Source organism: Companilactobacillus zhachilii, assembly GCF_003606365.2.
GTDB lineage: Bacteria > Bacillota > Bacilli > Lactobacillales > Lactobacillaceae > Companilactobacillus > Companilactobacillus zhachilii.
In genome coordinates, this window is sequence record NZ_CP031933.2 from 2685766 (window position 1) to 2706407 (window position 20642).

The window sequence follows — 20642 nt, forward strand, 5'->3', positions numbered from 1 at the left end:
GAAGGTAAGTAAATATGGCACACATTTTAGTTTTAGGTGCTGGCTATGGTGGTTTACGAGCTGCTCGTGACTTGGCTAAAGAAACCCCAGCAGGCACACAAATTGATTTAATTGATCAACATGAAAAGCATGTTGAAAAAACAGCTTTACATACTATTGCAGCAGGAACTAACCGCGCCGATGGAATTAGTTTCGACGTTCGTTCAGTTCTTCCTTCAAATGTTAACTTCATCAAAGCAACTGTTTCCAAACTCGATTTGGACAACAAAACGGTTGAATTCTCTGACCATGACGACATCACATACGACTATATCGTTGTAGCTCTAGGTTTCCGTTCTGAAGACTTTGGACTTGAAGGTGCCAGCGAAAATGCTTTGATCCTTCAAGATCTCGAAACAGCTAAAAATATTTACAAAAAGATTAATGAAAATATCGCTAATTACAAAGAGTCACAAGATCCTGCCGACTTATCCATCGTCGTTTGTGGTGCCGGATTTACTGGTGTCGAGATCTTAGGTGAATTAGTTGATACTGTTAAGATTTTAAAAGCTAAATATGACGTTCCTGAAATAAAAGTTACTTGTCTAGAAATGGCCACAAGAATTTTACCAATGTTCGATGAAAACTTAGCCAGCTATGCCGTTGAATATCTTGATAAGAATGGTATCAAGCTCTTAACTGGCGCTAAGATCAAGAAGATCGAACCTAAAGCTGTTGTCTACATGGATGGTGATACTGAAAAGAGTGTTGCTGGTAGTACAATTCTTTGGACTGTCGGTGTTAGTGGTTCAGACGTCATCAAGGATTCTGGTATTGAAGCACGTAGAAACCGTGTTATGACAACCGAATTTCTTAACTTAGAAGCTCATCCTGAAGCTTACTTTATCGGTGACGATTCAGCCATTATCCCTGCTGGCGAAGAACGTCCATACCCAACAACTGGTCAATTGGCTACTGCCGAAGGTGCTGGTGCTGCATTTAACATTGCCGCTGCCTTGAATGGTAAAGATTTGAAACCATTCATCTATCACTCAATGGGTACCGTAGCTTCACTTGGTCAAAATCATGGTATTGCTGAAATTACTGACAAGAACCTCAAATTCAAAGGTCCTATTGCTTCTCTACTTAAACATCTTTCAGCTGACCGTGGAATTATGGAAATTGCTGGTCTTAAGACTGCTATTCGTAAAGGAACAATTTAAAATATTCAAATTATGTAAAAAAACTCCCGTTAGGGAGTTTTTTTTGATTTCATTTTTGAGATTGGAACAAAACACGGTCAGCCTTCGAGCATTAAGGCAAATGACTCTAGTAATCTGATTTTGGATTACTGGAGTCATTTGTTTTAAGCGGAAAAAGCTATGTTTTGTTTCACGTTTATGCTGCATACTCAAAGACAACAATAGTCTTGCACCAAACTCTTTGATTTAATTTTTGCCCAAATCTATACTGGAACTTGTATAAAGTAAGGGGTGTAGACTATGGCAATCAAGAAGAATCAAATTTGTGCAATCTGCGGCAATCGCTTTACCATCATGGAGGGACTCTTTTTAAGAGACCTGAGCGATCTGTTAAAACAGCAAGTTATCAAAACCAATAGTTTTGCAAAAGAATCATCCTTCATCTGCTTAAAAGACCTTCAAACATTGCGTTTAGAACATATGCAGTCAATTATTGATCAAGATCTAAAAATTGATCAGGAAATGAACGATAAACTCAAAAAAGAAATGGCTAAGGATACTTACGTCATTACCAATATCAATGAAACCATGTCGGGCAAGCGAACCACTGGTGAAAAATTGGCCGATGCAGTGGCTAAGTTTGGTGGTAGTTGGGGATTTATTATTACCTTTACGATCATTTTAGTCATATGGATGACAATCAACGTAGTGCACCTCTTTGGCGTTAATTTCGATCCGTATCCATTTATACTACTTAATCTATTTTTAAGCTGTGTGGCCGCCGTACAGGCTCCTATCATCATGATGAGTCAAAACCGACAAGCTGACCGTGATCGGGTAGACTCTGAAAATGATTACAAAACAAATATGAAATCAGAAATGGAAATCCGGATTCTGCATGAAAAACTCGACCAATTGAATGAAGTACAATGGCCCCACATTTTGGATATGCAAAAAATGCAAATTGAAGTTTTAAGTGAAATTGAAAATGAGATTCAATCATTAAAAGCTAGTGATGAAAAAAAGCGCGACCGCAATACTCGACACCCTAGTCGTGACTAAAAGCACGCATATATGCCACCTCCAAGAGCAAGAAATTAGGTCGCTATGGGGACCGACAAAAGCCAAGGTCTTTTGTCTCGTTTTTGAACCTCGCACAAATCGCGAGTTTCAAAAACCGTCCCGTGGTGTAAGCACTAAAGTGCTAACGCCACCTGCACAGCGACCTAATTTCTTGCTCTTTCCGGCTAGTTCATTGTTTGTTTTTGAATCAATATTAAATAACATTAAGTATAATTTTGACATCAATGACTAGAATTAAAGGGTATGGAGTATGTTCTGAATCTTTTGATTTTAAAAACATAAAAATTATTTCAATTCCATAATCAAAAAATCAACTAACACCATGAGTAATACAGCCATTTTTTTGCTTAGGCTAAATAAGATTCGCAATCCAAAATCGGTTTTTTTCTCAATTTTGAATTGCGAATCGAATATAAAAAGGCTAGATATGTTTTCCTGGTATAGAAAATGCATCTAGCCTTTTATCGAATCAATTAGTTATGCAGTATAAAAAATAACAAATATATTAGTCTCTGGGTGCAAGAAATGTTGGCTGCAGTGCAGGTGGCGTTAGGACTTTACTATTACACCACGGGACGAGTTTTGAAATTCGCGTACTTTGCGAAGTTCAAAATCGAGGTTCGAGACCGCCTTTCGGCTCGAACCGGTCCCCACAGCGCCAACATTTCTTGCACCCAGAGACGGCAATTAACCAAATTTAAGAAAGAACTTAAGCTAATTCCAGATTGGGAATGGCAATATCATCTTTAAAGACTTTCTTAAGTCCTTGAGTAATCGCTACTCCAACAATTGAAACAAAGGCAATGGTAAAGATAACGCCGAATAACTGTAGTCCAAATTGTTTCAAACCACCACCATAAAGTAAACCATTCGTTATAACGCTCTTATTAACTGATTTAGTTGCAAAAAGGCCAACGCAAATCGAACCGATTATCCCACTAACACCGTGACATCCAAAGATATCTAGATAGTCATTTAAGTGCCATTGATACTTCAAATAATTCATAAAATAAAAACTACCCAGAGCTGAAACCACTCCAATAATGACTGAACCAAAGACCGTCACATAACCAGTACCGGGAGTAATCCCAACTAGTCCACAAATACTTCCCGTACAAATGCCGCTCAATGTTACTCGTGCTTTGAAAATTTGTTCTAGAATGATCCAAGTAACTAGAGCTGAACAGGCTGCTACTGTGGTTGTTAAAACAGCATTTAAAGTTTGGAAACTAACGTTTAAAGCACTTCCAGCATTGAAGCCATACCAGCCTAGCCACAATAGAACGGTCCCCATTAAAATCCAGAGGTTATTCCCTTTAGCCTGCTCGTTGTTATATTTATAAGGTTCACGTAAAAGAATTGCTAAAATTAAAGCTGTAATTCCGGCATTAATATGAATAACCGTCCCACCGGCAAAATCTAGTACCCCAGCTTGGCTAAGAAACCGGTTGATGACCAAACAATATGTGCCAATGGATAATAAATAAAAATTGACCAGAGTAACACAAAGAAAACGACGAATCTAATTCTAGTACGACTAGCCACGGCGCCTAAAAAAAGAGCTGGCGTCAAAATGGCAAACATCATTTGAAAAAGTAAATAAATTATTGTAGGTAATTTTGTTGTACCATAAGTAGACGATAAGTCTATGCCTGACAAGAATAGATGGTTAAAATTACCAATCACTCCGAAATTATCACCCTCAAATGCGATAGGAAATCCTATGGCTATCCATAACAACCCAGCTAATCCGAACATTAAAAAACTGTCAAACAGGATTCTAGTGACATCCTTATGTGGAACGAAACCACTATAAAAAACAGCGATGCCTGGAACCATTAACCAGACCAATATTGTTGAGAGAATCATAAATACTACATCCATATACATCACACCCTTTTATACAACGTTTCTTATAATTTTAGGTATTGTATTACAAAATTTATTCCATGTATACCAATTAGATTTCTCAACAATCATAAATATTTTGAATTTGAGGTAAAAAAACTATAATAAGCCTTGTATAAATAGCATCTGTATACAAAGGAGTTCGTATGAAAAAGAGAAATTCATCCTTATCTACCTTGGGTATGTTGATCACCCTCGGCATCGTCTATGGCGATATCGGGACCTCGCCTTTATACGTAATGAATTCAATCATCAATAGTGCTGGCACCATGGCAGACGCCAAACCAGAATACATTATTGGGAGTGTCTCGCTCATTTTTTGGACTTTAATGTTAATCACTACAATTAAATATGTCCTGATTGCTATGAAAGCAGATAACAATAAAGAAGGTGGTATTTTCGCCCTCTATGCTCTCGTGCGGTCAAAGGGAAAATGGTTAATTATTCCAGCTCTGATCGGCGGTTCAGCTCTACTGGCTGATGGAACTTTGACTCCAGCTGTAACTGTAACTTCCGCCATTGAAGGTATTAAAGGACAAAAATTTGGGAACTTTGTCTTTTCCAATAGCCAGGCAACCGTTTTAATCATCGTTACAACGATTCTTTTAACGATATTTATTATTCAAAAGTTTGGAACTGATCGAATTGGTAGATCCTTTGGACCGATAATGTTGATTTGGTTCAGCTTCATTGGTATAGCTGGATTACTTAATCTAACTAATGACCTGAGTGTTTTGAAGGCTCTCTCCCCAATTTATGCGATCAAGGTTTTGTTCAGTCCCGTTAACAAGGCTGGTATTTTCATTCTTGGTAGCGTCTTTCTAGCAACAACCGGTGCAGAAGCGTTATACGCCGACATGGGACAAGTAGGCAAACATAATATTTATGCAACTTGGCCATTCGTTTACTTAATGTTGATGCTAAATTACTTTGGTCAGGCAGCTTGGGTTATCTCTAACTATCAAAATAATCACTACAACCAAATAAACGGCATTAATCCGTTTTATCAAATGTTGCCCGAAGAGTTCAAAATTTTCGCAATAGTTATCGCCACGATGGCAGCAATTATCGCGTCACAAGCTTTGATTACGGGTTCATTCACCTTAGTTCAAGAAGCAATTGGTTTAAAAATTTTACCTCGACTCAAAGTTAAATTTCCTGGTCAAGTACAAAGCCAACTTTACATTGGAACAGTCAACTGGATTCTTTGTGCCATCACTGTCAGTATCGTTTGGGGCTTTGGCTCGTCAGACCACATGGAAGCAGCCTATGGACTAGCCATAACTTTGACGATGCTCATGACCACAATCTTGTTAAATCAATTTTTAATTATGAAAAATCACCATATTTTGGCCAATATTTTCCTAGTTGCTTTCTTTGCTCTAGAAAGTTTATTCCTACTATCCAGCCTAATTAAATTTGTTCATGGTGGATACGTAACGGTCATCATAACGCTCGCTATTTTAACAATCATGATAATTTGGTTCTATGGCAACAAGCGTCGTGATGCTTATATGGCTGAAAGTGAAAATGTCTCATTACTAGATTTTATTCCGCAATTGGAGAAATTGAGTACTGATGAAGGCATTCCTACTTATGCAACAAACTTAGTTTATATGCTAAAAATGGGACCAGATTACTCTATCAAACGTTCAATCATCTACTCCATCTTGGACCAAGATCCAAAACGGGCTAAAGTCTATTGGTTCATAACGGTGAATCAAACCAATGCACCTTATGAATGCTACTATTCCGTCGATATGATGCACACAAGAAATGTTGTTAATGTAACGCTGAACTTAGGATTCAAAAAGTCACAACATGTTAATATTTACATACGTGAAATCATCAATAGCCTGTTAGATCAAAATATTATCGACGATCAAACACCAACTTACTCCATGGTTCCAAAGCGCCGCGTTGGTTCCTTCAAATTCGTTATTCAAAATCAACAATTTCAAGACTTAGGTGCCCAAGAATACATGCGGGGCTGGGATCGATTTTTAATTGGTGGACGTTTATTACTCCAAAATATCACTATCCCTCCAACACTCTGGTACGGTTTGGAATTCAGTGATGTTGTCGAAGAAAAAGTTCCCTTATTCCTTGGCAGTCATTACGATCAATATCTAACTGAGAAAAAAGTCAGTAATTCGGTTAAACCTAGCAAAACCTCAAATAGAAATTAAGAAAGAACCACCCCTATCATAACGGTGGGACAAAATTTTAGACATTAAAAAAACCGTCACAAGAAATCAAATGATTTCCTATGGCGGTTATTTTTGTTATTACTTATGCTCCTTCAATCAAATCACGTCTTCTATAACCAATATATCCTGCCACAATCATAACCAAACTAATGACGGTAATTGTAGCAAAGGTTGATCCATCGAACTTATCGATTGGCATTCTTGGTATCCAAGTTTGAATTGACGTCTTGTTAAACCAGTCTGGCAAATCTAGGATTCCACTAAAGTAATTTAACATGAATGAGTAAATCAAATAGATATAAGCTAATTTGGACAATTTAGGCGCCCAGCCTAGAGCTAAACCAGCTAAGCCGATAAAGAATAGCATGGATGGGAAGAAGTTAAAGCCAGCTTTGAGAAAGTCACTGATCTCCATCACTGACTTACTACTCATACTGGATATGGCCGTTTCTCCTAAAGTACCAGCAGATATGAAAATACCTATGGCACCCATAATGATGGCTAAGCTGATGGTCGACCAGTAAAGTTTACCCCGTGTTACTTTAGTCGAGAAAGTTTGACTCATCCGACCATGACTTTCTTCCGTGAATAACTTATTTATCAAAACGATTGGCAAAATAGTTGCTAGTACAATCATGACCATCATAATTGTTGAGGTAAATGACTCTTCAATTGAGTGCCCTGACATCGTAAACATTTGTTTTACCAAAGGACTACTGTTAAGAAACTCCTGCATATCTCCGTAAATAGAACCATAAGCAGCGCCCATAACCGCGAAGCCAACTAGCCAACTGATAATGATTCCGCGGCTAAGTCTCAATAAGAATCCAGGAATCGACAACATTGTAAAGTTCGCATGTGCTTTTCCTTGAAATTCATGAACATAACCGGATCCCATATCACGATTTCCTTCTAAGACGAAAGAAACTAAACCTATTACTATTAAAAAGCTAATACCATACACAATTGGCAACCAATCATTTTTAGTGAATGGATATGTCAGATAGATCCAACTCATCGGATTCCAAACTGAGTAATCCAAGTTAGATACGTCTGTTCCCGCACGAATAATATAAAGTAGACCAATGATTCCAATTGAACTACCCGTAGCGCCTGAAGCATTTGGCATTATTTGTGCCATTAAAATTCCAATCGCAGCACCGACTAGACCAGCCATTGCGATGGCAGTACCAAATAGAAAAATTCCTTCAGTAGATAGTGATTTAAGGCCAAAACTCAACATAACGCCACTAGTAAATAATCCTAAAACGACATTGATGATGATTGTTTCCAAAACAACAGCAACCGAGTTAGCTTGACGACCGACTTTGAATGAACGAACTAATTCAGTTAATCCTAAATCTTCTTCTTTTCTAGTGTGACTAACGACGTGTAACGCCGACATAATCATCGCAAATAGGCCACAGAACAATAACATTTCATTAGAATACATTGCACCAATAGTGTAATTAGCCGCATTTTTGATGGGCGTAGGACCAACCATTGAAATCATGGCTGGGTTTTGCATAGTCTCGTACATTCCACGTAAACCATTACCTTTAGCCAGTTCCTTAAAGGCGGGGACAAAAGCTCCAGAAAATAATCCTAAACCAATTATCCAAATAACGATTTTTCTCCAATCACGTTTCAGATATTGCAGAAAGAGAGTATCCCAACGTGCAAATTTTTCACGCATAATTTATCCCCCTAACCTTCATAGTGACGCATGAATAAGTCTTCCAATGTTGGTGGAACTGATTCAAACTTCTTGACGCCAAATTTTGTTGCCTCAGTTAAGATATCGTTAATATTTTCATTATCGGCTGAAAATGTGACCCGATTACCCTTTTGAATAAAATCGTGGACCCCATTTACAAATTGCATATCGGTCGCATTTGTTTCGGTCACCATATTGATTGTTGAACGAGTTAGATGACGTAATTGATCCAGCGTACCTGATTCAACCACTGTTCCCTGACGAATAATTACCACCTTATCAGCTAGACGTTCAACCTCACTGAGAATATGTGAGGATAGTAGGATTGCCTTACCTTCAGCCTTGATTTTTGCCACTTCTTCCTGAAAAACAGCTTCCATCAAAGGATCCAAACCTGAAGTTGGTTCATCAAAAATGTACAAGTCAGAATTAACTGACAGTGCCGCAATCAAACCGACTTTTTGACGATTTCCTTTTGAATAGTTCTTAGCCTTCTTTTTAGGATCTAATTCAAAACGTTTAATCAAGTAATCGCACTTTCTGTGGCTACCATTACCATGTAATTTCATGAACAAATCAATGATTTCACCACCAGTTAGATTCCCCCATAAAGCGATATCTCCTGGTACATAAGAAATCTTTTGATGAATTTGGTAACTATCTTTCCAAACATCCTTACCAAAAACAGTGACATTCCCTGCATCACGTTTGATTATCCCTAGAATAGTCCGAATAGTCGTCGATTTTCCAGCACCGTTAGGTCCAATAAATCCAACGACTTCACCAGAATCAACCGTAAAATTGATATCGCGTAAGGCGCGGAATTTACCAAATCTTTTTTGTAATCCTTGAACCTTAACAATTTCCGTCATAATAAAATGACTCCCTTCAAAATATTGATAACGTGCTTTCCGGTTCAAAAATAATGTTCTAATATAGTCCCTACGGTTCATAAATACCCTATATGCAAATATTTTTAAACTAAAGTTCATTTATTAGACCCATAATATCCATTGGTAATCGTTTAGTCAATAGATTTATCAAAAAAATATGAACTAACATTAGTTTATTAGTCCATAATATATTACAATGTAGTAGATAAAGAACTAGATGACTTTTTAAAGTTTAAAAGTGAGGAACAACTATGGACGGATTTGAAAAAAGAACTTTAGAAAAAAAACGGCAAGTCATAGACGCAACTTTTGATCTATTAAACACTCCTAAGGGTGCCGAAAGTATTACTATGGACGAAATTGCCAAACAAGCAAACGTTGGTAAAACTACGATTTTTAAATATTTTGATAATAAAGATAACCTCTACAAGGCAGTCTATAAAGACTTCCTGAACAATTTAGCAGCTGGGGCGTATAAAATCACCGAGCAAAATTTACCATTTGAAGATACGATGATTGCCTTGAGCCAAAACAAAATTAATGCTTTGGAAAAAGTTGATAAGCAATTTTATAACGATATGATGAAGTTCTATACAGAGAAAAAAGATGACGGCTTAACATTGTTAATGAAAACTTATCAAGAGAATAGTATTTCGTTGATGCTAGATATATTCCATCGCGGTCGTAAGGAAGGCAAGATAGATTTAAAATATTCCGATGAATTTTTGATGTTGTATTTCCAAGCAATGGTCGAAGGTATATCCAGCCCTGATATCTATAAACGAATCTTGCCATACACCAGTGAATGGACCGAAGTTCTAGTAAGAGGACTAGCTCCCAAACCAAAAAAGGGCCTGTGAGATAACTTTTTCCGCTTAGAAAAATAACTCCAACAATTAGAAGTTGAATATAAAAAAGCTAGATATTTTTTCCCTTGGTATAAATCCAGGAAGAAATATCTAGCTTTTTTGATTATATTCAGTTTCAAATGTCGAATTAGTTAGTTACATCGTATTAAAAATAACAAATGTATTAGTCTCCGGTTGATAATTGGTCTTTTGATTATTGATTCAAAAATAATGAATGAACTAGCCGGAAAGTGCAAGAAATTTTGGTCGCTGTGCAGGTGGTGTAATGGCTAAAGCCATTACACCACGGGACGACTTTTGAAACTCGCGGTTTTTGCGAGGTTCAAAATCGAGATTCGAGACCGCCTTTTGGCTCGAATCGGTCCCCATAGCGACCAAAATTTCTTGCGCTTGGAGGCGGCATATTTAACCAGCACCAAACGCTTTCCTCATATATATTATGAGAGATTTTTAGTATCATTACAAGACTGTTATTTAGCAGTTTAACGTATTACCATTAGATATCTAATATACAGGAGGTATCGTTATGGATAAAACTTTCGCATTGGAACAAAAACATTTAACCATGGTTCACCAGACGCTCCAAGAAACTCTTGCTAAGATTGAAATATTACTGTCCGACAATGCAAATCAGGCAAAAGATTTCAAAAAAACTGCCGGTAAAGAAACGGCCCTAAATTTTGACAGTTATGCTGACAATTTAGATACCTTCGCCGCAATTGAAACCATGAATAAGCAAATTGATTCTTTCAATAACAAGCAATCTCAACTTCAAAATACCAAATCAAGTGTGACCCGTTTGTTACCTGCTCCTTATTTTGCTCGCATTGATTTGAAATACCCTGACGAAACGGAATCAATTCCCTTTTACATTGGCTCCGCGGGATTTTCTCCAACACCTGAAGAACCAATGATAATCGATTGGCGCTCACCAATTGCCGACTTATATTACAACAACAAAATTGGCAAAACACATTACATCGCTAACGAACGAACAATCGATGTGACAGTTGCCACAAGAAGGCAGTTTTTATTACATAACGCCGTTTTAGAGGATGTTTTTGACACCGATGTTGCGATTCAGGATCCGCTGCTAGTTAAGACTTTACAAGCAAATAAAAATAGCCAGATGAGTTCCATTACCGCAACAATTCAGCAAGAACAAAACATCATCATTCGTGATACCAAAAGCCCAGCACTGTTAGTAAATGGAATCGCTGGTAGTGGCAAAACCTCAGTTGTCTTGCAACGAATTGCTTATTTACTTTACCGTTACCGCGATAATCTAGTATCAAGTGACATGTTGCTCCTTACCCCAAACACATTATTTACTAACTACATCAATCAAGTTCTCCCTAGTCTCGGTGAAAAATCGCCGTTACAAATGACCTTTGCTCAACTAATGACTACCTTTATCAATAAATCAATGCCTTTTGAATCGGATACCAGTCATGTCCAAGATTTAGCCAATAAGTTAGATGATTTGGTACTGACAGTGGCTGACTTCAAAAATATCACTTTGAACGATGTCACTATTTTCAGTCAGGCAGATATTAAGCAATTTTTCGAACAAACGTCGAAAACTATGTCTTTGGCTAAGCGTATAACGGCGTTATCTTCCATTTTGACTGCTGAAATCGAATCAAGAATTGAACACGCTTCGAAAGATGGTAAAGTTCAGGCTGAATTATCAGACTTAACCGACTCTCAGCAGGAAAAAATCTTTGGTCGTTTAATTTCACCCAGTTCCGACCTTGCCGTTCAAAAAGCCACTAAAAAAATGTTACTATGGCGCAATCGTCAACTTCTGAATCAGATTGACCAAAAGGCATGGTTGAATATTTCTCAAATTATAAAATCAGTCTTGAATACCCATAAAATTAACGATTTAGATTATACTTTCACCCGTTTAAAACTATTGGATCTAGCACAGAAGAATCTTAGATTTGTGATGATTGACGAAATTCAAGATTATTCTTTAGACCAAATATTATTTTTGCTGACTGCCTTTCCCAAGGCACATTGGACCTTGGTAGGAGATCAATTGCAATCTATTTTAGAGTCCAGCCATCCTTTGACCTTTAATAATCTAATGGGGCTATTTGAGTCACATCATATCGCCGTTACACAAAGAAATTTGTATACCAGCTATCGCTCAAGTGGTGCCATCACTAAGGCTTTCATCAAACACGGATCTCCCGATTTAATTGATAAGGTCAATACGATTCAGATCGGTGGTAAAGAACCTGAACTTATTGAAAATCAAGATTTTGAATCACTACTTATTAATTTAAAGTCTGAAATAAAACAGCTAGATAACGGTGAACTCTCGGCCATCATAACAAGTGACCTTCACCTAGCTCAAGCAATTCATGACCAAATAAAACAGACAGTTCTGGGCACTACTGCCGAGAAACTGCCTGCATCTGGAATCATAGTTTTACCCTTAACTTTAGCCAAGGGACTGCAATTCGACAATGTTATTATTGCCGATGTTAATTCAAAATATTATCTTGATACTCAATTTGGTCAAAATCGTCTTTATACTGCTTTTTCAAGAGCATCACGAACACTTATCATTAATTCCATTGTTGATTAAATAGCGGAGACTATCTCAGCTCCTAAGCTATTTTGAAAGTGATCCAACGCCCAAGCATGACCAGCTTGATTAAATGATGCTACGCCTTGTTCATGAACAACAATGTGATAATTCAAATTATAAGCATCCACCGCTGTATGTAGCACGCAAATATCAGTACAGACACCGACTAAATGTAAGGTGTCTATTTTGCGTTCACGTAAGCGAATATCCAAATCAGTTCCTGCAAAGGCACTGTACCGGGTTTTATCGAACAACTTAACCTTTTCATCATCATTGTTAGCATCAAACCATTCCTTTAAACCACCGTACAATTCACGCCCCCAAGTACCACGAACATTGTGGCTCGGAAAAAGTTTTGTTTCCGGATGATATGGGTCGTTGGGCTTGTGTACATCAGTTGGCAAAAAGACCCAATCACCATTCTTATGCATCTTTTCAGCCAAATAAATGATTTCAGATTCAATCTCCTGACCAGGCTTACCGCAAGTTAAGGCACCCTTTTCAGCAACAAAATCATTCGTATAATCAATAATTAGTAACGCTTGTGAAGACATAGTAATTCCTACTTTCTTCCAGTTATTCAGTTACGCTCACATTATCCAAAATAAATGAGTCTTAGGTCAATTTATCTGCATATGTGCCGCCTCCAAGAGCAAGGAATTTTGGTCGCTATGGGGACCGATTCGAGCCAAGGAACGGTCTCGAATCTCGCTTTTGAACCTCGCAAAAACCGCGAGTTTCAAAAGTCGTCCCGTGGTGTAGGTGCTAAAGCACCAACGCCACCTACACAGCGACCAAAATTCCTTGCTCTTTCCGGCTGGTTCGTTCTTTGATTTGCATCAACAGGGAATAATCTTAAATCTATAATCAAAAAATCAACACACGCATATTAATATTTTTAAAAATGAAGACGATTTGAACATAAGAAAATCAACTCCAGCATCCAAGTCGAAATAATCTTTTATGTTATAATCACCCTAATAATTCACTATTAGGGGTTTATTATTATGCATAAGAAACAACGCGGTTCTTTCAATACAAAATATCTAATTTTTACCATTGTTGGTGTCGTAATCTTTGCCATTTTATTATCCGTTATAACGCTAAAGGGTCCTAAGCCAGCCGGAAATACTGCAACAAGCACTAAGCCTAAAACTGAATACAAGACCGTCAAAAAATCCCTCGACAAACAATTTAATCAAAACGGACGTGTTGTTGTCATTAAGGAAGAGCACAATATCAACGACAGCACTAGTAAACATCCCCATACTGTCATTGTTGTGAAATTAACCGATAATCAAACCCAAAAATACTTGAAAACAACTTATGAAGCAGTCCAAAATATTCAGGCTACAGATGATCAAAAACAGTATATTTATTCAATTCAAAAAATTGTTTCTGACGAAGCCAAAAAGCTACACAACAATTACGACGTTATCCAATTCGTTTATAAGGATGGCAAAAAATACATCCCTGTCGCTAGTTCCCAAAAACATAAATTTTTGATTTCACCTGTCCGACTAAGCAACTAAATCTTTGAACTAGAAGTAACACTTTTTTCCAGAGGCTTAAATCTTTTCGTCAATTTAACTTCACTACGTTTTAATAACGTTTCAGGATTAACATCATACTTACTACTGATCATCAAAACTTGATCTAAAACGTCAGCTAATTCTTCTTCTAAATTATCCATTAATTCTTCATGGGTCTTTTTAGCTTCACCGGGATGGTCACGTCCAATTTCTAGAGTACGCACTGCTCGAGACAATTCTCCAACCTCTTCGGTCACAAAATTTAAATGAATAAATGTTGGATATTGATACCAACCGCGACCTTCGTAGAATTCTTTAAGCCATGCTTGGTGATCTTTTAAATTAGACATAATATCTCCTTATTTTTTTACTTTAACGAGTTTGTGTTATGCGGATGACAACAGCTTTATTGCACACTCTGGCACCTACAATAATACCGATTTTCTTGAGAACTTGTTTAATATCACTAGAACTTTTAAAATTATCATTTTTCTATTTTTAAACACGACAATCCTCTTTAGATCAAGTTATTTTGTAAATTATAGTAACGCAGTTAATTTTATGAGTTATCGGCAAATTTCAATAATGCGTTATGAAATATAATGGGACCGTGACATAACCATTTTTTCATCAAACGTGCATCTAAATAAATAGCTCCAGTAATCCGATTTTGGATTACTGGAGCTATTTATTTAGACCCTTAACTATTTTCAGGTGCTTCTTCATCTTTAACTGTTGTTTCATCAAACTTAATAATCTTTTGGGCGATTTCCTCAGGTTTTTCCATCATAGCCAAGTGACCAGCGCCTTTGATGTCTTCAATCTGCAAGTCCGGTACACGTCCGATAGTTGCTTTAGCATCCTTAACGCCGTTTTCTGTTAGGACTTGATCACCATCACTAAACAAGGCCAAGGTAGGAATCTTAAATGAACGTAGACGCTTGTTTAAGGCTTTCTCTGACAAGTAATCAACTGACATCTTTTGTAGTTTTCTAGCAGTCTTTCTGTCGACACTATTAGCGGCTTCATCAACTACCTTGGGGTTCTTCAAACTATTACGATCAAAGTTCTTCTCAAAGTACATGCTAGCTTTAACTGGTGACTTAGCCAATTTGCCTAGCAATGGAATACTTGCGACAGCCGAATGAGCGTCCATATCAGCGTAGTTATCATTAGCGGGTGTATTTAATAGGATCAACTTATTAATAGTGAATCCACGCATTTCTGCCATATTTACGGCAATCAAACCACCAACACCGTATCCAAAAATAACTAACTTACGAGATATTTTTAAACGCGCCATCGCTTCTAATAAATTCCATGCTTCTGAATCAATTGTATATTGATCATTCTTGGAATTAGATGATTTGCCTTGACCAAGAAGATCAAGCGCAACGATTGTTTGGTACTTACTCTTTAAATAGGGAATCATTTCATTGAAATACTCAATTGAACCATTGATTCCGGGTACCAGGACAATAATACTGTCGCTGTCAACGGGACCGATTAGATTTGTATTTACACTACCCTCAGATGTAGATAATATTTTTTCCAAATTATTCTGCCTCTTTAGTTTTTACTCATACTAAAAATATACCTAACTTATGAAGATTTTGCATGGTTTCTAACGTTTTTTAAAATATTTTTATTTAATAGCCTAATTTTATTGACAATTTTCCCAAAATGCATTAGATTGGACTAGACCAGAAAGATAGAGATGGGAGAGTAATACAATGAAGATAATTAAAGTTAAAGATACACAAATGGGTGGTAAGGAAGCCTTCAAGCTTGTTAAAGCTGATATCGAAAACGGTGCTAAAGTTCTTGGTTTAGCTACTGGTAGTAGCCCAATCACACTTTACAACGAAATGACAAGTAGCGACCTTGACTTCTCAAACATGACTTCAGTTAACTTGGACGAATATGTTGGATTAAAAGCTGACAATGACCAAAGTTACCACTACTTCATGAAAGAACACCTATTCAGTAAGAAACCTTTCAAGAATTCATACGTTCCCGATGGTTCAAATCCTGACGCAGCTGCTGCTACATCAGCTTACGACAAGATTATTGAAGAAAATCCTATCGACCTTCAAATCCTTGGTATCGGTAGAAATGGTCACATTGGTTTTAACGAACCAGGCTCACCTTTCGATGGCAAGACAAGAAAAGTTGGTTTGACAGAATCAACAATCGAAGCTAACACACGTTTCTTCGAAGACGAAAAAGACGTTCCTCGCTTTGCTTATTCAATGGGTATCGGCTCAATTATGAAGGCTAAGAAGATCATCCTTCTAGCTTACGGTGAAAACAAAGCTGATGCTATTGCTGCTACTGTTGACGGTCCTGTTACAGAAGACTGCCCAGCAAGTGCATTGCAAAACCATCCTGATGTAACGCTTATCGTTGATGACGCTGCTGCATCAAAATTAAAATAATTAGAAATTAAAGTGCAAATTAAGTAAAACAGCTCCAGTAATCCAAAGCGGATTACTGGAGCTGTTTGTTTTACGCGAAAAAAATTATATTTTGTATTTACTACTCTACTAAATCTTCCTCAAAGTGATCATAACCATTTTCCGACGTAACTTTTACTTTCGGAAAATCTAAGAAGACAAACAATAAACTCATAATTAACGTTAAGTAGCAGTACCAAACCCAGGGCACAATCGCAACGGGAGAAATTTTGGCCATTCCTCCGGCAACTAATAACTGTCCAGCATAAGGTATCAAGCCTTGAACATGGGTCGCAAACATCGACAACAAAGTTGAAACACGAGCCCGAGATAGTTTAAATTTCCAACCAATTTCTGTAGCCAATGGGCCTACCGTAATAATGGCAATTGTATTATTAGTTGTTGCAACACACAACAATGTCACCAGCGCTCCAATCGAAAATTCAGCACCATGTTTTGACTTAGTCTGCTTGCCCAACGTATCCATCAGCCACTGAATTCCACCGAGATATTTCATCAACTCAACCAAGCCGCCAACGATTACGGAAATGATGGCAATATCTTCCATACTAGCCATCCCACTTTGAACATATTGCATTGAACCAATCAAACTAAAATCACCATGGATCACACCAATCACGATTCCGGACGCCACACCAATAATCATAATTGGCATAACATTTAAACCTACTAACGACAGAACAATGACTAGAATATAAGGTATTAAATCAACCAAATTCCAACTATAAGAACCAGTTAAAACAACCGTTTTGATTGGATATATTGCCAATAAAATAATGTTAATAACAATAGCTGGCAAATATGTAATAATATTCAATTTGAATTTCTCTCGTTGTTCAACACCTTGCGTCTGAACAGAAGCAATCGCCGTCGCAGAAATGAACGATAGATTGTCACCAAACATAGCTCCACCAACAACGATTCCTGCCATCAGCGCTGGGTTAACTCCTGTTTTAGCAGCCACATCAACGGCAACCGGCATCAGTGCAGTGATTGTTCCCATGGAAGTCCCCATCGCAAAACTTAAGATACAACCGATAATGAAAATTCCTGGCAAAATCATATTTGCTGGTAAAATACTCAGCCCTAAATTGGTTACTGACGAGACGGCATGCATTTTTGAAGCTACACCTTGGAAAGCTCCCGCTAGGATAAAAATAACCACCATCATGATTAAGGTTGGTTCTCCACCACCTCTGCAAAAGGTCATAACTTTTTCTGAAAATGATAACTTCTTAGTTCCTTTTGGAGGAGCAATTCCAAAGGCAACCATCGAAGCTAAAATCATCCCTACTAGCAAGGGCATACTATCAAACTTTCCTGAGATAACACCAGTTAAAGCATACAAAATTAAAAATATAATCAGTGGTAGTAATCCCTTGATACTACCCTTTTTTGTTTCTTTCATTGAAAACTCCATTTATTTCAAAAATAATTTTTCATAAACATACCTTAAAAATATTAAGCCACCTCAATTAATTAGACAAGTCATTCCGACAGTCTGATTGAAATGACATAATGACAATATATCTTAGTCCGGAAATAATATTATTAAGCAATATCTAAAAAATCATCCCGAGATAAATATCGAAGCTGAATAATATTCATAAAAAAACTGCTAATTCGTTATGAATTAACAGTTTTTCTAGACCAAATTTTATTTTTTAAATACATTAATATCGCTACCAGAACAATTATTGGCGTTAATTTCAACGGGAAAAATAACATTATGAAAACACCTGCAACAACGGGTGAAATCAATTCACTCATAATGGTTGTGGCAATAATTGCAACAATGAATAATCGGTCAAAATTAGGTAGCATCTGTGCCACCGCAAAACCTTCAATCATAGCTGCAAAGGTGATTGGGAAAATATGTCCTCCACGCCAATTAAACGTGAGACACCAGGCTAAGAAAAATAATTTTAAAAGTCCCATCCCTATCAAAAATATTGCTGTTTTGTTGGCCCAAGCACCAATCAATAAATCTAAACTGTGTTGCCCGGAAAATAATAAATCTGGAGCAAAAAGTGCTATCAGCGCAATAAAAATCGCACCTAATGTCACTTTTAATCCTAAAGATAAATTCATTTTACTTATCCACATGTGGAAAACTTTGTAAAATAATTTACACATTTTTCCAAAAATAATGCCAGCTATCATCAGCAATGGTAGTAGCCAGATATCCACAGGCTGCCAATTTGAAGTTCCAAGTTTTGTTATGAACGACGGCTGATCGGTTTGACGAATCAATAATGCAAACGCAAAAACTCCGTTAATAATAAATACTAGGTATAGAATTCTTTTTTGTTTTATAACTGAGGGGATTTTCGGCGCGTTAGCGCCGACGTATTTTTGCCTAAATTTGAATGGATTTGAAAGTCGTTTTAGAGATTCCAATAGTGGCATTTTTTTTAACTCGTCATATTGGAAATACAAATATCGTAATTTATCAGCCTGCCAGATCGACAATGAAATAATCGCACTCAACAAAGCTGCTTCCGGACCTACCCCGGCGCCAAAACTTAAGATAACCAATGTAATCAACAAATTGAAAAAAACATCATGGTAATCAATTGTTTGATTTAGTTTTAATTCATGCATTGAATCTTGCGAAGTTTTGGGTAAATCAGGCCAACGTTTTAACAAATAATAGAGCACTAAACTACCTAAGAATATCAATCCCATTTCAATAATTTGGTTATGACTCGACCAAACTAATTTTGAAGTAAATCCCTCGACAACTAAAAATGTCGCTGCAATTAGGCCAATAATTGCACTCAAGATAAATCCATAAGCTACTAAAACTACTCGTTTAATCACGCTCACCCTCTCTTATAATTGCAAGCATTATAACATAGTAGATTTTATGGTTTTTAGGAGAGTGTGACAAAAGAGGGTCATTCGAGCATTAAGGCAAAAATAGTTATGTCACTCCCCCATTTTGAAGACAAAAAAAGAGGAGAAATTTGCACATCTGCAAATTTCTCCATGTGGTAAGGTGCGACGATTTTCCAAACGCTTGCGCGCCAACCTTCTACCCTTACCTCGGTTTGGCACCGTTATGTAGTATTGCATGAATACTATCTATAAGTCAATCTTTTAATTATTAACTAATCTTATTCGTATTCGCTTTCACGATTAAAAGTGCTGTAACTCTTGAGGCTACGGCTTTTTTAATTTAATTGTTTCACATGGAACATATGGTACAAAAACGCATGTTCGTCACTATATGTTGTGGTACGTTCCAATTAGCTATTTTTGTAAAGAATTTACAAGATTGAAACATAACTTATGACTCAAAATTGCTGATTCTGGACTAACTGGATTGGCTGTTCCTTCAGAAACGGCCTGTAAAAATGCTCTGATAATTGGATCAAATCCACGCGTAACCAAGGTATTTTCCCAATCAGGTCGTGAGGTCTGAGTAACGCTTCCTGTTTGATAAGTTTGTAATGAGTTGAGATTAGTTACGACTTGACGAGTTTTTAAACCCTGAACAGTTGATAGTTCAAGATTGCTACCACCAACCATATTAGTAATAATTTGTGCCTGACTCTTACTGCCGTTCAAAGTGATATAGCCTTGTTCCAAATTTCCATCTTTAGTAACTAAGAAATTATTAACGGTTTTAACTTTCTCATCCAGCAAATAAACTGCTGTATCAACGGAATGAATCATTAAATCAAAGATTGCAAATGCCGTGGGTTGCACTGCTTCTTCACGTATTTTTTCTGAGACAATTGTTCTTTTATCAGTAATTTGTTTCAATTCATGATTGAACGGTGCGAAACGACGATTAAATCCGCACGTTAAGATAAGATGCTTTTCCTCGGCTAATTTATATAAGGTTTCGACTTCTGATAAATCTTCAGAAATGGGTTTATCAACATAAACGTTAATATCAGCATCCAACAATTGCTTAATAATTTCAAAATGCGTCTGTGTGGGTGTATGAACGAATACTGCCAATGGTTTTTCTGCAATTAATTCATCCAAAGTCTGGTGAAAATGTTTAAAGCCGTACTTCTTTTCCAACATCTCACCTTTTGTGGAATTCCTTGTCGTTAAATGCCATTCAAACTTATCCTGCATCGTTGCCATCACTGGCAAATATGCCTTCTGTGCAATATTTCCTAATCCAATCACACCAATTTTTTCCATAGTCTC

15 protein-coding genes and 1 pseudogene are annotated in these 20642 nt (G+C 37.0%); 7 read left to right on the plus strand and 9 right to left on the minus strand.

Translation table 11 applies throughout. The features are described 5' to 3' along the window. Positions 1-14 precede the first annotated feature (14 nt). Together D1B17_RS12385 and D1B17_RS12390 are read left to right on the plus strand one after the other, a co-directional pair. Positions 15-1202: an NAD(P)/FAD-dependent oxidoreductase gene (locus tag D1B17_RS12385; RefSeq protein WP_120141240.1), complete on the plus strand. Its 1188-nt coding sequence runs from the start codon at positions 15-17 to the stop codon at positions 1200-1202. Between the two features lie 279 nt (positions 1203-1481). Continuing rightward, positions 1482-2243, plus strand: a complete 762-nt coding sequence (locus tag D1B17_RS12390) for a DUF1003 domain-containing protein (protein ID WP_120141238.1) — start codon at positions 1482-1484, stop codon at positions 2241-2243. Positions 2244-2973: 730 nt separating this feature from the next. Here D1B17_RS12390 and D1B17_RS13035 read toward each other — a convergent pair. Further along, a pseudogene (locus tag D1B17_RS13035) lies at positions 2974-4154 on the minus strand (ammonium transporter). A 164-nt stretch (positions 4155-4318) separates the two neighbouring features. On the opposite strand from D1B17_RS13035, the gene D1B17_RS12400 reads away from it, so the two are divergent. After that, entirely contained in the window at positions 4319-6361 is a 2043-nt protein-coding gene (locus D1B17_RS12400) for a KUP/HAK/KT family potassium transporter (RefSeq protein WP_120141236.1), read from the plus strand. A 103-nt stretch (positions 6362-6464) separates the two neighbouring features. Here D1B17_RS12400 and D1B17_RS12405 read toward each other — a convergent pair whose 3' ends face one another. Further along, a complete protein-coding gene (locus tag D1B17_RS12405) occupies positions 6465-8078 on the minus strand; it encodes an ABC transporter permease (protein ID WP_120141234.1) in 1614 nt (537 codons plus the stop codon). Positions 8079-8089: 11 nt separating this feature from the next. Next, positions 8090-8971, minus strand: coding sequence for an ABC transporter ATP-binding protein (locus D1B17_RS12410; protein ID WP_120141232.1), 882 nt, complete (start codon positions 8969-8971; stop codon positions 8090-8092). A gap of 272 nt (positions 8972-9243) precedes the next feature. On the opposite strand from D1B17_RS12410, the gene D1B17_RS12415 reads away from it, so the two are divergent. Both D1B17_RS12415 and D1B17_RS12420 read left to right on the plus strand, forming a co-directional pair. Further along, positions 9244-9852 carry a TetR/AcrR family transcriptional regulator gene (locus tag D1B17_RS12415; RefSeq protein ID WP_120141229.1) on the plus strand — a complete coding sequence of 203 codons (609 nt, stop codon included), beginning with the start codon at positions 9244-9246 and terminating at the stop codon, positions 9850-9852. A gap of 535 nt (positions 9853-10387) precedes the next feature. Then, positions 10388-12460, plus strand: a complete 2073-nt coding sequence (locus tag D1B17_RS12420; RefSeq protein ID WP_120141227.1) for a HelD family protein — start codon at positions 10388-10390, stop codon at positions 12458-12460. Here the strand turns inward: D1B17_RS12420 and D1B17_RS12425 are convergent. Beyond that, a complete protein-coding gene (locus D1B17_RS12425; protein WP_120141225.1) occupies positions 12457-13017 on the minus strand; it encodes a cysteine hydrolase family protein in 561 nt (186 codons plus the stop codon). The genes D1B17_RS12420 and D1B17_RS12425 overlap by 4 nt on opposite strands. Before the next feature lie 453 nt (positions 13018-13470). Between D1B17_RS12425 and D1B17_RS12430 the strand changes: the two genes are divergently transcribed. After that, positions 13471-13995, plus strand: coding sequence for a hypothetical protein (locus D1B17_RS12430; protein ID WP_120141223.1), 525 nt, complete (start codon positions 13471-13473; stop codon positions 13993-13995). On the opposite strand, the gene D1B17_RS12435 is transcribed toward D1B17_RS12430, so the two are convergent. Further along, entirely contained in the window at positions 13992-14345 is a 354-nt protein-coding gene (locus D1B17_RS12435) for a MazG nucleotide pyrophosphohydrolase domain-containing protein (RefSeq protein WP_120141221.1), read from the minus strand. The genes D1B17_RS12430 and D1B17_RS12435 overlap by 4 nt on opposite strands. Before the next feature lie 350 nt (positions 14346-14695). Then, positions 14696-15550, minus strand: a complete 855-nt coding sequence (locus tag D1B17_RS12440) for an alpha/beta fold hydrolase (RefSeq protein WP_120141219.1) — start codon at positions 15548-15550, stop codon at positions 14696-14698. A 178-nt stretch (positions 15551-15728) separates the two neighbouring features. Here D1B17_RS12440 and D1B17_RS12445 point away from each other — a divergent pair, with 178 nt between their 5' ends. Next, a complete protein-coding gene (locus tag D1B17_RS12445; RefSeq protein WP_120141217.1) occupies positions 15729-16433 on the plus strand; it encodes a glucosamine-6-phosphate deaminase in 705 nt (234 codons plus the stop codon). Positions 16434-16533: 100 nt separating this feature from the next. On the opposite strand, the gene D1B17_RS12450 is transcribed toward D1B17_RS12445, so the two are convergent. From D1B17_RS12450 to D1B17_RS12460, 3 genes are all read right to left on the minus strand, one after another. Then, on the minus strand, positions 16534-17880 hold the full coding sequence (locus tag D1B17_RS12450) for a Na+/H+ antiporter NhaC family protein (protein WP_120141215.1): 1347 nt from the start codon (positions 17878-17880) through the stop codon (positions 16534-16536). A 218-nt stretch (positions 17881-18098) separates the two neighbouring features. Continuing rightward, the gene (locus tag D1B17_RS12455) at positions 18099-19076 is read right to left on the minus strand and encodes a chloride channel protein (RefSeq protein WP_137432134.1); all 978 of its coding nucleotides are present in this window, start codon (positions 19074-19076) and stop codon (positions 18099-18101) included. A gap of 651 nt (positions 19077-19727) precedes the next feature. Further along, positions 19728-20636, minus strand: coding sequence for a Gfo/Idh/MocA family protein (locus tag D1B17_RS12460; protein ID WP_120141211.1), 909 nt, complete (start codon positions 20634-20636; stop codon positions 19728-19730). Between the last annotated feature and the right edge of the window lie 6 nt (positions 20637-20642).

Bases quoted from the DNA above. Each gene is read 5' to 3' on its own strand.
- D1B17_RS12445 (WP_120141217.1), top strand. From the start codon at position 15,729: ATGAAGATAATTAAAGTTAAAGATACACAAATGGGTGGTAAGGAAGCC.
- D1B17_RS12430 (WP_120141223.1), top strand. From the start codon at position 13,471: ATGCATAAGAAACAACGCGGTTCTTTCAATACAAAATATCTAATTTTT.
- D1B17_RS12405 (WP_120141234.1), bottom strand. From the start codon at position 8,078: ATGCGTGAAAAATTTGCACGTTGGGATACTCTCTTTCTGCAATATCTG.
- D1B17_RS12415 (WP_120141229.1), top strand. From the start codon at position 9,244: ATGGACGGATTTGAAAAAAGAACTTTAGAAAAAAAACGGCAAGTCATA.
- D1B17_RS12455 (WP_137432134.1), bottom strand. From the start codon at position 19,076: ATGCATGAATTAAAACTAAATCAAACAATTGATTACCATGATGTTTTT.
- D1B17_RS12460 (WP_120141211.1), bottom strand. From the start codon at position 20,636: ATGGAAAAAATTGGTGTGATTGGATTAGGAAATATTGCACAGAAGGCA.
- D1B17_RS12435 (WP_120141221.1), bottom strand. From the start codon at position 14,345: ATGTCTAATTTAAAAGATCACCAAGCATGGCTTAAAGAATTCTACGAA.
- D1B17_RS12425 (WP_120141225.1), bottom strand. From the start codon at position 13,017: ATGTCTTCACAAGCGTTACTAATTATTGATTATACGAATGATTTTGTT.
- D1B17_RS12390 (WP_120141238.1), top strand. From the start codon at position 1,482: ATGGCAATCAAGAAGAATCAAATTTGTGCAATCTGCGGCAATCGCTTT.
- D1B17_RS12420 (WP_120141227.1), top strand. From the start codon at position 10,388: ATGGATAAAACTTTCGCATTGGAACAAAAACATTTAACCATGGTTCAC.
- D1B17_RS12410 (WP_120141232.1), bottom strand. From the start codon at position 8,971: ATGACGGAAATTGTTAAGGTTCAAGGATTACAAAAAAGATTTGGTAAA.
- D1B17_RS12385 (WP_120141240.1), top strand. From the start codon at position 15: ATGGCACACATTTTAGTTTTAGGTGCTGGCTATGGTGGTTTACGAGCT.
- D1B17_RS12400 (WP_120141236.1), top strand. From the start codon at position 4,319: ATGAAAAAGAGAAATTCATCCTTATCTACCTTGGGTATGTTGATCACC.
- D1B17_RS12450 (WP_120141215.1), bottom strand. From the start codon at position 17,880: ATGAAAGAAACAAAAAAGGGTAGTATCAAGGGATTACTACCACTGATT.